At 44.8% G+C, this 13,875-nt stretch carries 13 protein-coding genes; 8 read left to right on the top strand and 5 right to left on the bottom strand.

Features of this window, described 5'->3' with window-relative positions:
* Positions 1 to 2 precede the first annotated feature (2 nt).
* Entirely contained in the window at positions 3 to 989 is a 987-nt protein-coding gene (locus ICN22_RS04185; RefSeq protein ID WP_216169035.1) for a 2-hydroxyacid dehydrogenase, read from the bottom strand.
* A 244-nt stretch (positions 990 to 1,233) separates the two neighbouring features.
* Between ICN22_RS04185 and ICN22_RS04180 the strand changes: the two genes are divergently transcribed.
* The 3 genes from ICN22_RS04180 (at position 1,234) to ICN22_RS04170 (ending at position 5,011) form a co-directional block, all read left to right on the top strand.
* The gene (locus ICN22_RS04180; protein ID WP_216169034.1) at positions 1,234 to 2,349 is read left to right on the top strand and encodes a TRAP transporter substrate-binding protein; all 1,116 of its coding nucleotides are present in this window, start codon (positions 1,234 to 1,236) and stop codon (positions 2,347 to 2,349) included.
* 126 nt (positions 2,350 to 2,475) lie between these two features.
* Positions 2,476 to 3,144, top strand: coding sequence for a TRAP transporter small permease subunit (locus ICN22_RS04175; protein ID WP_216169033.1), 669 nt, complete (start codon positions 2,476 to 2,478; stop codon positions 3,142 to 3,144).
* On the top strand, positions 3,137 to 5,011 hold the full coding sequence (locus ICN22_RS04170) for a TRAP transporter large permease (protein WP_216169032.1): 1,875 nt from the start codon (positions 3,137 to 3,139) through the stop codon (positions 5,009 to 5,011). The genes ICN22_RS04175 and ICN22_RS04170 overlap by 8 nt, the downstream gene beginning before the upstream one ends.
* A 72-nt stretch (positions 5,012 to 5,083) precedes the next feature.
* On the opposite strand, the gene ICN22_RS04165 is transcribed toward ICN22_RS04170, so the two are convergent.
* Together ICN22_RS04165 and ICN22_RS04160 are read right to left on the bottom strand one after the other, a co-directional pair.
* Positions 5,084 to 5,623 carry a hypothetical protein gene (locus ICN22_RS04165; RefSeq protein ID WP_216169031.1) on the bottom strand — a complete coding sequence of 180 codons (540 nt, stop codon included), beginning with the start codon at positions 5,621 to 5,623 and terminating at the stop codon, positions 5,084 to 5,086.
* A 99-nt stretch (positions 5,624 to 5,722) separates the two neighbouring features.
* Entirely contained in the window at positions 5,723 to 6,637 is a 915-nt protein-coding gene (locus tag ICN22_RS04160; RefSeq protein WP_216169030.1) for a 2-dehydropantoate 2-reductase, read from the bottom strand.
* 178 nt (positions 6,638 to 6,815) lie between these two features.
* Here ICN22_RS04160 and fdxA point away from each other — a divergent pair, with 178 nt between their 5' ends.
* Genes fdxA through ICN22_RS04135 form a run of 5 tightly spaced genes read left to right on the top strand, consistent with a single transcriptional unit; the run spans position 6,816 to position 11,283 of the window.
* Positions 6,816 to 7,139 (top strand): ferredoxin FdxA, encoded by a 324-nt coding sequence (fdxA, locus tag ICN22_RS04155; protein ID WP_215308070.1) that lies wholly within the window; start codon positions 6,816 to 6,818, stop codon positions 7,137 to 7,139.
* 1 nt (position 7,140) lies between these two features.
* Positions 7,141 to 8,184, top strand: a complete 1,044-nt coding sequence (locus ICN22_RS04150; protein WP_216169029.1) for an NAD(P)/FAD-dependent oxidoreductase — start codon at positions 7,141 to 7,143, stop codon at positions 8,182 to 8,184.
* 38 nt (positions 8,185 to 8,222) lie between these two features.
* On the top strand, positions 8,223 to 9,017 hold the full coding sequence (locus ICN22_RS04145; RefSeq protein WP_216169028.1) for a thymidylate synthase: 795 nt from the start codon (positions 8,223 to 8,225) through the stop codon (positions 9,015 to 9,017).
* A 15-nt stretch (positions 9,018 to 9,032) separates the two neighbouring features.
* On the top strand, positions 9,033 to 9,530 hold the full coding sequence (locus ICN22_RS04140; RefSeq protein WP_216169027.1) for a dihydrofolate reductase: 498 nt from the start codon (positions 9,033 to 9,035) through the stop codon (positions 9,528 to 9,530).
* Between the two features lie 55 nt (positions 9,531 to 9,585).
* Positions 9,586 to 11,283 (top strand): amidohydrolase, encoded by a 1,698-nt coding sequence (locus ICN22_RS04135; protein ID WP_216169026.1) that lies wholly within the window; start codon positions 9,586 to 9,588, stop codon positions 11,281 to 11,283.
* Between the two features lie 92 nt (positions 11,284 to 11,375).
* Here the strand turns inward: ICN22_RS04135 and ICN22_RS04130 are convergent, their stop codons facing one another.
* Positions 11,376 to 12,458, bottom strand: a complete 1,083-nt coding sequence (locus ICN22_RS04130) for a TRAP transporter substrate-binding protein (protein ID WP_216169025.1) — start codon at positions 12,456 to 12,458, stop codon at positions 11,376 to 11,378.
* Between the two features lie 64 nt (positions 12,459 to 12,522).
* The gene (gene pmbA, locus ICN22_RS04125; RefSeq protein ID WP_216169024.1) at positions 12,523 to 13,869 is read right to left on the bottom strand and encodes a metalloprotease PmbA; all 1,347 of its coding nucleotides are present in this window, start codon (positions 13,867 to 13,869) and stop codon (positions 12,523 to 12,525) included.
* Positions 13,870 to 13,875 lie beyond the last annotated feature (6 nt).

The raw sequence follows: 13,875 nt of genomic DNA, 5'->3' as shown, positions 1-13,875 counted from the left end.
AGTTAGGCTTTAAATACTTCTGTATTAATTAAGCTTGGTGGTTTTTTCCCATCAAGCGCTGCTCGCAAATTCTCTACTGCAAGATCTACCATCGCTCTACGCGTTTTTTCTGTAGCACTAGCAATGTGCGGGGCCAAGACAATATTGCTGCACTTGAGTAACTCTGGATGCACTTGAGGCTCGCCCTCAAAAACATCTAAGCCCGCTGCAAAAATCTTGCCACTTTGCAATGCTTGCGCTAAAGCCGCATCATCCACAATGCCGCCACGGGCAATATTAATTAGGGTTGCGGTGGGTTTCATCAGCGCAATTTCTGCAGCGCTAATCGTGTGATGATTTTGAGGCGTGTAAGGCAGAACAAGTACAACGTGATCTGCGGTTCGAAGCAGCTCTTCTTTGGAGACATAACTCGCTTCACATGCTTTTTCATTTGCCTCAGGTAAACGGCTACGGTTGTGATAAACCACTTTCATACCAAAACCGAGTGCGCGCTTTGCAATGCCTTGACCAATACGACCCATGCCAATAATGCCAATGGTGCTGTGATGCAAATCCATACCAAGCGGGTTATGGACAATAGACCATTTATCCCACTGACCATTTCTGATCCAATGTTCAGATTCTGAAATACGCCTTGCGGTTGACATCAACAAAGCAAAGCCAAAATCAGCGGTGGTATCCGTCAATACATCTGGAGTATTCGTAGCCATCACTCCTGCCGCACTCATCGCAGGGACATCAAAATTGTTATAGCCCACTGCAATATTCGCTGCTATTTTTAAATCTTTAGCATTTTGCAAAGCACTTGCATCTATTCGCTCGCTACCGGTTACTAATGCACCGACTACGTTTGACAACTCTTTTTGTAACTCTGCTGGGGTAAAGACTTGGTCAGCCTGATTGGATCGAACCTCAAAAGATTTCTCCAGCTCCGCTAGTTGATCAGGAAAGATTGCTCTACTTACTAAGATCTTTGGTTTATTACTCATTTATATCCTTTTGATCTGGCTACTCACCCAATGCCAAATATTTTTAGTCAGCTCAATGTTGAGGTGTGGGATGAAATTTAATGCAACGCAACATAAATAACTTGCTAATTTCTGTATATTTTTAACTTATTAGACCAATGTTAAGGGGAAACCCCCAATCTTACTTGCGCCAATTTTAAGAAACTTTGTTTAGTATTATTCACTTGAGGAGTATTTTCATAATAAACGACCACAGGAGATTTGGATGTCAGAAACTAATAACACTAGCCCACGCCGTAAGTTTCTTAAGAGTGCTGCTGTAGGAACTGCCGGTGCAGCTGCAATGGGTTTCCCAATGATTTCAAATGCGCAAACCGTGAACCTGCGCTTTCAATCCACTTGGCCAGCCAAAGATATTTTCCACGAGTATGCCAATGACTACGCAACCAAAGTAAATGCGATGTCCGGTGGTCGACTCAAGATTGAGGTGTTGCCTGCTGGCTCAGTAGTTAAAGCTTTTGATATGTTAGACGCTGTATCTAGTGGTACCTTAGACGGTGGCCATGGTGTTTTGGCTTACTGGTACGGTAAAAGTCCAGCATTAGCTCTGTGGGGATCAGGTCCAGCGTTTGGTATGGATGCCAACACACTCCTATCTTGGAACCAATATGGTGGTGGTCAGCAACTCTTGAATGAAATCTACAACGACCTCAAACTCGACGTAGTCTCCTTCCCATATGGCCCAATGCCAACCCAGCCATTAGGTTGGTTTAAAAAGCCGATTGCAAAAACAGATGACTTAAAGGGCTTGAAATATCGTACCGTTGGCCTCTCTATTGAGATTTTTACAGATATGGGCGCATCAGTTCAGGCTCTACCTGGTGGAGAAATTATTCCAGCAATGGACCGTGGTGTTTTAGATGCTGCTGAATTTAATAATGCTTCCTCTGATCGTCTCCTTGGATTCCCTGACGTATCCAAAATCAACATGCTTCAAAGCTTCCATCAAAGCTCAGAGCAATTTGAAATTATCTTCAATAAGAAGAAATTCAACTCCCTACCTGCAGATCTCCAGGCCATCCTGTCGTACGGAACCCAAGCAGCCTCTGCAGATATGTCTTGGAAAGCAATCGATCGCTACTCCAAAGACTTTGTTGAACTACAAACTAAAGACAAAGTGAAGTTCTACGCTACACCGAAGTCTATTTTGGTAGCTCAATTGAATGCTTGGGATAAGATTATTGCGAAGAAAGCTGCTGAACTCCCAATGTTCAAGAAAGTACTGGATTCACAAAAAGCCTTTGCTCAACGGGCGGTTCGTTGGGATTTGCTGGTGAATGTGGATATGAAGATTGCCTACGACCATTATTTCAAGGGCTAAACGCCTTTAAAGCGCTAAAAGCTAACGCAATAATGTGGCAGCATGCGCATCTGAACCGGACGGCATCACCGTCCGGTTTTTTTTAGTGGCGTTAAGAATTACAGAATTATCTTAGGAGATTAGTACATGAATAAATTCATGTTAACTGTAGATGAAATTAGTACTTTTATTGGTAAAGCGGCTGCATGGCTTGTCGTTGTATTGATGCTCATGGTGGTCACCGACGTGGTGAGGCGCTATGCATTTAATTCTCCATCAGCTTGGATTGGTGAGTTATCCGTGATGGCCTACGGTACACTCTTCATGATGTGTGGGGCTTATACCTTGGCACAAAATGGGCACGTTCGCGGCGACTTTCTTTACGGATCGATGAAGCCTCGGACGCAGGCAACCCTGGATTTGATTTTATACATCACTTTTTTCCTGCCAGGAATCACTGCCTTGGTTTATGCAGGCTATACCTATGCTGCAGAATCTTGGCGCATAGGCGAGCACACTACCCAGATTGCCAACGGCCCGCCGCTCTATCCGTTTAAAACTATTATTCCGGTTGCAGGAGCATTTGTCCTGCTTCAAGGCATTGTTGAAATTTTACGTTGTATTGTTTGCCTTAAAACTGGTGAATGGCCAGCACGCTTAAAAGATGCCGCAGAAATTGACGTGGTTGAACAGCAATTGGCTGCCTCTACTCACGTTGATGAAGAGTCTCGTCAACAAGCAATCAAAAATGCTAAATCCATCGATGAAGCAGCTCATCATCGTATTGGACAAACTAAAGAGAAAAATCATGAGTGATCCGATTCTTGGCCTAGTTATGCTCAGCTTGATTATTGTTGTAATTATGCTGGGCTTCCCAACCGCCTTTACCCTAATGGGTTTGGGCATGATGTTTGGTTTTGCAGCCTTTTACGACCCATCGCAAAACTGGACTGCAAATAAAGTGTTTACTCTGATGGTGCAAAGAACTTTCGGAGGTATGACGAATGATGTCCTCTTATCCATTCCGCTCTTTGTATTAATGGGATATGTGATGGAACGAGGGGCGCTGGTAGATAAGATGTTCTACAGCATTCAGCTAGCATTCCGTCGACTGCCAGCCTCTTTGGCTGTAGCTACTCTAATTGTTTGTACCTTCTGGGGTATTGCAAGCGGTCTCGTTGGTGCCGTCGTTGTTCTCATGGGTGTGATTGCCATGAAACCGATGCTTAATGCGGGTTACGATACGCGACTAGCTGCTGGCGTTATTACCGCTGGTGGCACCTTAGGCATTTTGATTCCGCCTTCGGTCATGATTATTGTGTACGCAGCAGTAGCTGGCCAATCCGTTGTCAAACTCTATGCTGCTGCCATGGTGCCAGGATTTTTCCTTGCCTTTTTGTATTTGGTTTATATCATTGCTTGGGCCTTAATTAATCCCAAAGTTGCGCCTAAGCTTGCACCAGAGCAATTGATAGTCCCAGTTCCTGCGCCTATTCATTTTTTACGTGAGCACTATTCCAGCAATATGTTGGTAGCCACATTTAAGGCCCTCTTCTCGCCAGGTAAATTGTTAAATGCACCTCTTGACTCCAGACTTTCATTTGGAAAAATTATCAAAAATGTATTGGCAGCTCTGGCCCCATTGATCTTGATTGCAGTCACGATGTGGGGAGTATGGTGGTATGTCATCATTCATCAACAAAATGAAAGAGATGCACTCAATGTTCCAGTAGCGACTCAAGTTGCTAAAGCATCTACAAGCGTTGCAGAACCTGTTGAAGAAGCTCTCGTATCGCTTGATGCTACCTCTAACAACATTAAATCTAAAGAGCCTGAAGATGATGCTCCATTGGTTGCAATAGATGCCGCTGCCGGAGATGCTCCATCAGCAGATGCCGCTTCAGAGGCAGCCGTAGGACCGCCAGAGAACTTCGAGCTTTATTTTGGCTTGACCTGCATCCTCTTCGGCCTATTGCTCATCTATTACTACATTAAGTTAGATGAGGAACAGTTTGAGATTCTTAAGCTACTAATTGAATCTGTGATGCCATTAGGTGTTCTGACACTCTTAGTGCTGGCCGTCATCCTATTAGGCATTACTACCGCCACTGAATCTGCCGCAGTAGGTGCATTAGGTGCTTTTATTCTGGCATTTCAAGCTGGCACCTTAAACTTTGATCGCACCAAGCAAGCAGTTTTCTTGACAGCCAAGACCACATCGATGGTGTGCTGGCTGTTCGTAGGCTCAGCGCTCTTCTCTGCTGTATTTACCATTTTGGGTGGTCAAACACTCATTGAGAAATGGGTGCTGATGTTAGAACTAACGCCAATCCAATTTATGCTGCTCTCTCAAGCGATCATCTTCTTCCTAGGATGGCCTTTGGAGTGGACAGAAATTATTGTGATATTCGTGCCGATCTTCTTACCTTTGTTGACTCACTTCAACATCGATCCACTCTTGTGGGGTACCTTGGTCTTTGTGAACTTGCAAGCAGCATTCTTGTCACCACCCGTTGCGATGTCTGCCTTCTATCTCAAGGGAGTCTCGCCACCAGGCGTTACGCTCAATCAGATTTTTGCAGGCATGATGCCTTATATGTTTATCGTTATTGCATGCATGGTCTTTATGTATGCTTGGCCAGGCATGACATTGTGGCTACCGAAGTTCCTCTACGGAGGTTAATGAGACTAGGCAGTTTTGCTAAAAGAAAAAGCGCTCTTAACGGAGCGCTTTTTTTATCCCATACCAACCACTTTAAGTCATCTGATTCAGTAGCTCACTATTCGTCTTGCCCAAAGCAACTGTAAATAAACCTTGCCAGTAGTTGAATGATGCCAACTCATCCTCATCTAACTCCATCTCAATAAAGGCAGGATGACGAATTAAAGAAAGCCAGATACGGCAAAACATCTTGTCTTCAAGGCGAGAGGGCTTACTAACAAACGGGATTTCCTCTAGGTTGGGAATAATGTCGTAAACGCCATCTTGATTTACCAGTTCTTGTCTATCCCTACTTAAACGCATCATTTCAAGCATCACCCTACCAAGCTGATCATAGTGTCCTTGCCAGCAAATAGGGGTTGCTGCAATCTCTTTTGTTTTCTCCAGATACTTACGTGCAAAATCACTCCATGCATACGCCAAATCAAACTCAGTCTTTACCTTAGCATTTTGCAAGCCAGTAGGCAGGTTTGTTGATTTCATTAACTCCAGATTGCGGTCTCCCCCAAAAGTGTAATCAATGATCAATAATGGTTTTTCTGTTTTATCGATCTTCAGCCGATACTCTTCCATGTTCTGTTCTTTCTTTGTAGATTCTATTAATGACTATTCATAAAGTGTAATCAATTAGGCTTTCTCTCTGAACATGTAAAGCCCTAGGGAAAGCCCTGCTCAAATCCTTCCTTTGCTCTCTACCGCCATATGGGTATGAGTAATTTTTAATAGAGGGCAGTCTATAGAGCTCAAATTAGCAAAACTAATCAAATCCCCCAAGATATGCTCGTGCTCATCTCTCTTGCCCGCAAGCAAATCTCTCAACATTGAAGCCGTAAAAGGCGACCCCTCCTTGACGAGAATATCTTGAGAAATTGATTGCGTAGATCCATCAATTGGTCGCCCTTGGCTTGCAGCAATGGCGCAGCATTCAGCAAACATTTTCTCGCCGAGATCCTTGCCGTAAGGAGTTGCTACGATATCCCCAACCGAACCGCGACAGATTGTTGTCATGCCTGCGAGAGTTGCTAGGAAAGTCCATTTATCCCACAGAGCTTGCTCAATATTTTCCTTGTAAAAAGAATCAAAATCCGCTTTTTTGCAGAGGGCAAAAAATGTCTGACACAAGGCTTCTTGCCCCAGCGTTCTGGGGCCAATCGTTAACGAATTTAATTCCGTCAATTGTTTGATAGCGCCTGATTCGGAAATGGTGGCACCAATGTGGGCGACACCGCCCATGACCCGCTCCCTGCCAAAATGGCGATCCAGGGTATCAAGATGGGTGAAACCATTTAAAAATGGCAGGATGACTCCTTTTGAGCTTGCCTTGATGATTGAACCAAGCGCATCCTTTAAATCAAAGGCTTTGCAAGCCAAAATAATTAGATCATATATAGGCTCTAATTGGCTAGCTAGAACCGTTGCTGGGCGAATGGTAAAGCTCCCTCTCGGAGTCTCAACCGTCAAGCCTTGTTTCTGAATAAGCTGTTGGCGCTGTTCTCTCAGCAAGAAGGTAACATTCGCACCCGATTGATGTAGTTTGGCGCCAAAAAAGCCACCAATACCCCCAGCACCAACAATCAATATTTTCATGAGGAAACGCCCTTTTTATGAATTAAAAATTATAGGATATTTCGAATCCTCAAAAATCAACTAAAGAGGCTTGGCCTAATGGAAAAATATGAGGTTTGCTTAAAAGAAAGGCTATTTCGGCTAAAATTGAGTTTTTACAAACTGCAGTCCATTTTGGGCTCTTAACCTCCAAATCATCATGACTTACGTTGTTACCGAAGCTTGTATCCGCTGTAAATACACTGATTGCGTTGATGTCTGCCCAGTCGATTGTTTTCGCGAAGGCCCTAACTTTTTAGTGATTGATCCTGATGAATGTATCGATTGCGCAGTCTGCGTACCAGAATGTCCAGTCAATGCAATTTATGCGGAAGATGATGTACCGGGAGATCAACAGTCTTTCATCAAACTAAATGCAGATCTTTCCCCAGGCTGGACATCTATCACCAAATCCAAAGCAGCCCTTCCAGATGCGGATGAGTGGAAAGACGTTAAAAACAAAATTGATCAGCTGGTAAAGTAAATTGCACTCCCCCATTGAAACCGATGCAGTCATTATTGGCGCCGGTCCGGTGGGGCTCTTCCAAGTCTTCGAACTTGGTCTCCTGGAAATTAAAGCGCACGTCATTGATTCATTGCCTGAAGTAGGTGGTCAATGTACCGAGCTTTATCCAGATAAACCGATCTATGACATTCCAGCAATTCCGGTTTGCACTGGTCGTGAGCTGGTTAGCAATCTTCTAAAACAAATTGAGCCATTCAAACCACAGTTTCACTTAAATCAAGAGGTCTCTACCCTTGAGAAGCAGGCTGATGGTCGCTTTCTGATTCGCACATCCCAAGACCAGCAATTTTTGAGCAAGGCTGTTTTTGTCGCTGCTGGCGTTGGTGCATTTCAGCCACGCACACTCAATCTAAATGGCATCGAGGCTTTTGTCGATAAACAAGTTTTCTATCGCGTCAGAAATCCTGGACAATTTGCTGGCAAGCGCATGGTGATTTGTGGTGGCGGAGATTCTGCCTTAGATTGGGCATTGCATTTTGCAGATCAAGCAGCCAGTGTGACACTCATACATCGCCGAGATGAATTCAAAGCAGCCCCTCAATCCGTTGCCAAGATGCGCACTCTTTGTGCTGCTGGCACGATGCAACTCATCATCGGGCAAATTACAGGCCTTGAATCCTCTGATGACAAGCTTACTGAAATTGCCGTTACCAATATTGATGGCGAAGTTCAGATGATTGCATTAGATGCACTCTTATTGTTTTATGGGCTCTCCCCTAAATTAGGCCCAATTGCTGACTGGGGCTTAGATATCGACCGCAAGCAAGTTACTGTGGATACCGCCTGCTTTCAGACTAGCACTACTGGCATCTACGCTGTGGGGGATATCAACATCTACCCAGGCAAGAAAAAACTGATTTTGTCGGGCTTTCATGAGGCAGCCTTAGCGGCCTTTGCTGCAGCCGCCTATCTGGCCCCCGAAAAGCAGATTCAACTCCAATACACCACCACCTCCCCAAAGCTTCATAAAGCGCTTGGAGTCAGCCCATCGACATTCGAGTAAGCTCTTAATATCACTGAATTCTTTGACTGAGTAAACCTATGCGTCAATATCACAATCTCATGAAGGAAGTCCTTGAAAAGGGCGTCCAAAAATCTGATAGAACCGGTACCGGCACTATCTCCATCTTCGGCCACCAGATGCGCTTTAATCTGGCTGAGGGCTTTCCGATGGTCACGACTAAGAAGTTGCACCTCAAGTCCATCATCTTGGAATTACTTTGGTTCCTCAAAGGTAGCACCGATAACAACTGGCTTAAAGAGCGCGGTGTTTCTATTTGGAATGAATGGGCCGCACCAGATGGTGATCTAGGTCCAATTTATGGCTATCAGTGGCGCTCTTGGCCTGCACCGAATGGCCAACATATTGACCAGATCGCCGAAGTTGTAGAGACCCTCAAAAAGAATCCAGACTCTCGCCGCATTATTGTTTCTGCTTGGAATGTGGCGGATATTCCTCGTATGGCCTTGGCACCTTGCCACGCTTTCTTTCAGTTTTATGTTGCTGATGGCAAGCTATCTTGCCAACTCTATCAACGCAGTGCGGATATCTTCTTGGGGGTACCCTTCAATATTGCTAGCTATGCCCTACTGACTCACATGATGGCGCAGCAGTGCAATTTAGAGGTGGGTGACTTTGTGTGGACTGGTGGCGACTGCCACCTCTATAGCAACCATTTGGAACAAGTTGATCTTCAACTCTCGAGAGACTTCTTCTCGCTACCTAAGCTTAATATTGTGCGTAAGCCCGACTCTATCTTTGATTATGAATTCGAAGACTTTGAAATCACTGGCTATGAATCCCACCCTGCTATTAAAGCTCCTGTAGCTGTTTAAGGAATGAGATTACCCATGACCACAAATAAGCACACTGCCATCTCTATGATTGTTGCCCGCTCACGTGATCACGTGATTGGCAAAGACAATCAAATGCCTTGGAAGATTTCTGCTGACCTGCAGTTCTTCAAAAAGGTAACGATGGGCTACCCTGTCATCATGGGTCGCAAGACTTGGGAATCGATTGGCCGCCCTCTTCCAGGACGTCGCAATATTGTGGTGAGTCGTAATCATGAGTTGCAACTAACAGGTGCAGAAGTAGTGAACTCTCTGGACGCAGCACTTGCCACCTTGAGTGAATTCCCGCGGGTCTTTGTGATTGGTGGAGAGCAGCTCTTTACTCAAGCCTTTCCCAAAGCAGATCGCCTTTTCATCACCGAAATTAATATTGATGTAGAGGGTGGCGACACTTTCTTTGAAGTTCCCAATCCATCCGATTGGAAAGAAGTAGAACGTACTCCAGCATCTGAAGGTGAAATTACATTCAGTTTCATTACGCTTGAGCGTAGATAAAGATACCGCCCAACCTACCGCCTGTCTTTAAACCAGTTTTTAAAAGGAAGTGTCCATGAAATTTTCAACAAAATTACTTTCTACCCTATTGATATTCCAATGCGCGTTTGTTTTTGCAAAAAGCGATGCAGACATGATTTTTTATGGCGGCGATATTGTCACGATGAATAAGTCACAAGCTACTGCAGAGGCTGTAGCAGTTCAGGGTGGGAAAATTCTAAAGGTCGGCTCTTTGGCTAAGCTCAAGACTTTACAAGGACAGGGTACAAAGCTGGTTAATTTGAATGGGCAAACCTTAATGCCTGGTTTAGTTGAGCCACACGTACACATCATAGGTACCGCATTTTCAGAAGAGATTTTCCTTAATCTCTCCAACTTCACGATGCCCCATGACACCTTAGATAGTTTGGTGGTGAAGCTGACTGCCTATAGTAAAAACTTTAAAGATGGTGAATGGATTAATGCCTTTGGCGTTGACCCATCTAGAACAGAACCATTTATGTCTGAATTAACTGCGGACATACTAGACCAGGTATCCACCACTAAGCCTATCTTTGTGATGAATCAAAGTATGCATATTGCTTACGTGAATCATAAGGCCCTAGAAATGGCAGGATTAACTGATTCCAGCCCAGATCCCAAGGGCGGTAAGTTACTTAGAGATAGCAAAGGGCGCTTAACTGGTGTGGTGTATGAATCACCTGCTTTTTATTTATTCCTCGATAAGATGCCCCAGCCCACACAAGAGGTAGTTGAAAAAGCTGTTGCCAAGGTTGGTCAGAGACTGGTGAGCAAGGGCGTCACCACTTCAGCTGAAATCACGGTTGGTGGGTACCTTGGCGTTGACAAAGAATATGCCTTGTTTAATGCCATGACCCAAAGTGGCAAGCTTCCAGTTCGGGTGAGAGGTTATATGTATTCAAATGCATATCCAACCACAAACAATAAGTACAAACCAGGGCAAGGTGATGACACCTTTAAATTAATCGGCGTCAAAATTGTGGCTGATGGCTCCAATCAAGGGCTGACTGGTGCAATGAGTAGGCCATATGACTACCCAGCGGGTACAAGTAATACGGGTACTCTCAACTTTACCGAGCAAGAGCTATACGATCTCGCCAAGCCAAGATTTGATCAGGGTTGGCAACTTTCCGTTCACTCAAATGGCGATAAGTCGATTGAACAGACTTTGAATGTTTTTGCGAAGTTGGTCACAAAACCAGCTGATGCTAAAACCAGGTTAAGAATTGAGCACTTCACTGTAGCAACTGAAGCGCAGATTGATAAAGCAGCAAAGCTTGGGGTTGTTCCTGGGTTCACCATTGGACATACTGACTATTGGGGTGAGGCGTTTCATAATCACCTCATTGGGCCAGAAAGAGCGGATCGAATTGACCCTAGCGCCAGCTTAATCAAAAGAGGCATGCATTTTGCATACCATAGCGACTCACCTGTCTCACCGATTCATCCTCTGAAGTACGCTTCAGAAGGTGCTGCTCGCTTATGGCAAGTCTCACCCCAAAAGGTGCTGAATCCAAGTCAGAAGATTTCCATCAATAATGCTCTCAGGGCCATCACGATTGATGCCGCCTATCAACTAAAGATGGATGATAAGATTGGATCGATTCAAGAAGGCAAATATGCTGACTTCGCTATCGTTGATCGGAATCCAATGAAAACAGATGCCTACAAAATTAGAGATATTGAGGTGAATGAAACCTGGGTTAATGGAAAACAGGTATTTAAGAAGTAGTAAAAAATACTTTCATTTACCTTATAAGAAAAACCACCCGAGGGTGGTTTTTCTATATCTACAGCTAAAGTTTTGCGCTCATAACTTGGGTCTTACAGCTTCTTAGCAAAGCTATATTGAGAGAATGCTTGCTCTGCTAAGTTAAACCACTGCGCTTCCATATTTCTGAACACACGATAGTCTTCGAAGATTTTCTTAAATTGGGGATTCTTGGCAGACTCTTCGGCATAGGTTTCTTGGCTCGCCTTAAAGCAGGCATCCATTACAGAGATATTGAACTTACGCAAGACCGCGCCATTCTGAATGAGTCGCTGTAATGCTGGTGGATTTAAGGCGTCGTACTTCGCGCACATATCCACATGCGCTTCAAAGCAGGCTGCTTCCCATGCTGCTTGGTATGAAGGTGGTAATGAATCCCACTGCTTCTTATTCACTAGAAATGAAAGCCCTGCTGCGCCCTCCCAAAATGCAGGGTAGTAATAATTTTTTGCAACCTTAGCTAAACCCAACTTCTCATCATCATAGGGGCCAACAAATTCTGCAGCATCAATCGTGCCCTTTTCTAATGCTGAGTAAATTTCGCCAGCAGGTAACTGTTGTGGCACTACACCTAGCTTCGCCAGCACCTGCCCTGCAAAACCAGCGATACGGAATTTGAGTCCCTTGAGGTCTTCTGGGGATTTAATTTCCTTACGAAACCATCCACCCATTTGAGTGCCAGTTTGTCCGCCTAAGAAATTAACGATGTTGTAGCTGGCGTAGAGCTCACGCATCAGCTTCATACCGTTGCCATGCAGCATCCAGGCAGTTTGCTGGCGTGCCGTCATGCCAAAAGGTGCTGCCGTATCAAAAATAAATGCGCTGTTTTTTCCCAAGTAGTAATAGCTGGCAGTGTGACCACACTCCACTGTGCCGTTTTGAACGGCATCCAATACCTGCAGGGCTGGAACTACTTCACCAGCGGCAAATACTTTGACATTGAACTTACCATCAGTTACTTTACGCAAGGCGCTAGCAAAGACTTCTGGAGTACCAAATAAAGTATCTAAAGATTTTGGGAAACTGGAGACCAAACGCCAATTTAAGGTTGGCAAACTCTGTGCTATCGATGGTGCAGCTAATGCTGCTGCGCCTACACCGATAGTGGCTTTCTTTAAAAAGGAACGTCTTTGCATCGTCTTCTCCTCCGAAATAGTTTTTTCTTATTAATGCTCTCTGTATTTTTATGACGTTGTTGTTTTACTTACCACCAACCGTCATTGACCCAATGAGGATAGAGCCTGTTTCTTTGGTACCCCGAATCAGCGTATCGCTACCAATCATCTGAATATCCATCAACATATCTCGTAAGTTACTGGCAATAGTAATACCTTCAACCGGATATTGAATCTCACCATGCTCCACCCAGTAACCAAAGGCACCGCGAGAGTAGTCACCAGTGACGTAGTTCACGCCCTGCCCCATGAGTTCGGTAACTAGCAAGCCTGTACCCATCTCTTTAAGGAGTGCAGGCAATCCACCCTTTGGCGTCTTGCGACTTTGTAATGTCAGATGATGAGAGCCGCCTGCATTACCAGTGGTCTTCATTCCGAGTTTTCTGGCGGAATAGGTGGATAAGAAATAACCTTGCAAAATCCCTTTTTCAACCACGGTTCTCGCCGAGGTCTTCACACCTTCTTCGTCAAAAGGGACACTTCCTGTCATTGCCTTGAGGTGAGGGTTTTCAAAGACGCTAATGTGCTTTGGTAGCACTTGCTTGCCCAAGCTATCTAATAGAAAACTAGAGCGTCGATATAAAGCACCACCAGATACTGCTTGCACTAATCCACCCAGTAGACCTGCTGCTAAGGGTGCCTCAAATATCACTGGGCAACGGCGCGTACTGATAGATCTTGCTTTAAGGCGTGAAAGTGCACGCTCTGCTGCGTATTTACCAATGGCAGCTGGATCAGCCAACTCCCTAGGAATGCGTGAGCTGGAATACCAATCATCTCGTTGCATGAGTGATTTTTTACCGCCCTCATTTGCAATTGGTGCGCATGAAATATAGTGGCGTGAGAATGGGTAGCCACCCATAAATCCGTGGCTGGTTCCCATCATAAAATGTGCGTGATGTGCCGATACTGAAGCGCCATCGCTATTTTGAATTTGCTTACTGACTGCAAAGGCAGCACCCTCAGCAGTTCGAGCAATATCAATTGCCCTTGCCGAATCCAAATCCCATGGATGAAATAAATCGAGATCGAGTGGATGTTTTTCTAGAAGCTCTTTTTCAGCAGGGCCGGCACACAGATCTTCCGCTGTATGTTGAGCAATTTGATACGCAGCCTCAACGGTCGCCTTTAAAGAATCCTTAGAGAAATCACTAGTGCTGGCATTACCTCGACGGTGACCTAAAAATACCGTTACGCCAACCTGCTTGTCTAAGCTTTGCTCAATTGTCTCGACCTCGCCTTTGCGAACGGTAACCGAGAGACCTTGGCCTTCAGAAACTTCAGCCACGGCATCTGAGGCACCGCGTCTTTTGGCTTCTATGAGCATGAAATTGATGATTTCTTGAAACTGATTTGATGAGTGTGTAAACATGCCTTA

The organism is Polynucleobacter bastaniensis (assembly GCF_018882205.1).
GTDB classification, from domain to species: Bacteria; Pseudomonadota; Gammaproteobacteria; order Burkholderiales; family Burkholderiaceae; genus Polynucleobacter; species Polynucleobacter bastaniensis.
Note: the sequence above shows the minus strand (reverse complement) of the source record. Positions and strands in the feature narration are given on the sequence as shown.

Coding starts and splice junctions, on each gene's coding strand:
- ICN22_RS04145 (WP_216169028.1), top strand. CDS start 8,223: ATGCGTCAATATCACAATCTCATGAAGGAAGTCCTTGAAAAGGGCGTC.
- ICN22_RS04160 (WP_216169030.1), bottom strand. CDS start 6,637: ATGAAAATATTGATTGTTGGTGCTGGGGGTATTGGTGGCTTTTTTGGC.
- ICN22_RS04175 (WP_216169033.1), top strand. CDS start 2,476: ATGAATAAATTCATGTTAACTGTAGATGAAATTAGTACTTTTATTGGT.
- pmbA (WP_216169024.1), bottom strand. CDS start 13,869: ATGTTTACACACTCATCAAATCAGTTTCAAGAAATCATCAATTTCATG.
- ICN22_RS04165 (WP_216169031.1), bottom strand. CDS start 5,623: ATGGAAGAGTATCGGCTGAAGATCGATAAAACAGAAAAACCATTATTG.
- ICN22_RS04140 (WP_216169027.1), top strand. CDS start 9,033: ATGACCACAAATAAGCACACTGCCATCTCTATGATTGTTGCCCGCTCA.
- ICN22_RS04130 (WP_216169025.1), bottom strand. CDS start 12,458: ATGCAAAGACGTTCCTTTTTAAAGAAAGCCACTATCGGTGTAGGCGCA.
- ICN22_RS04135 (WP_216169026.1), top strand. CDS start 9,586: ATGAAATTTTCAACAAAATTACTTTCTACCCTATTGATATTCCAATGC.
- ICN22_RS04185 (WP_216169035.1), bottom strand. CDS start 989: ATGAGTAATAAACCAAAGATCTTAGTAAGTAGAGCAATCTTTCCTGAT.
- fdxA (WP_215308070.1), top strand. CDS start 6,816: ATGACTTACGTTGTTACCGAAGCTTGTATCCGCTGTAAATACACTGAT.
- ICN22_RS04180 (WP_216169034.1), top strand. CDS start 1,234: ATGTCAGAAACTAATAACACTAGCCCACGCCGTAAGTTTCTTAAGAGT.
- ICN22_RS04170 (WP_216169032.1), top strand. CDS start 3,137: ATGAGTGATCCGATTCTTGGCCTAGTTATGCTCAGCTTGATTATTGTT.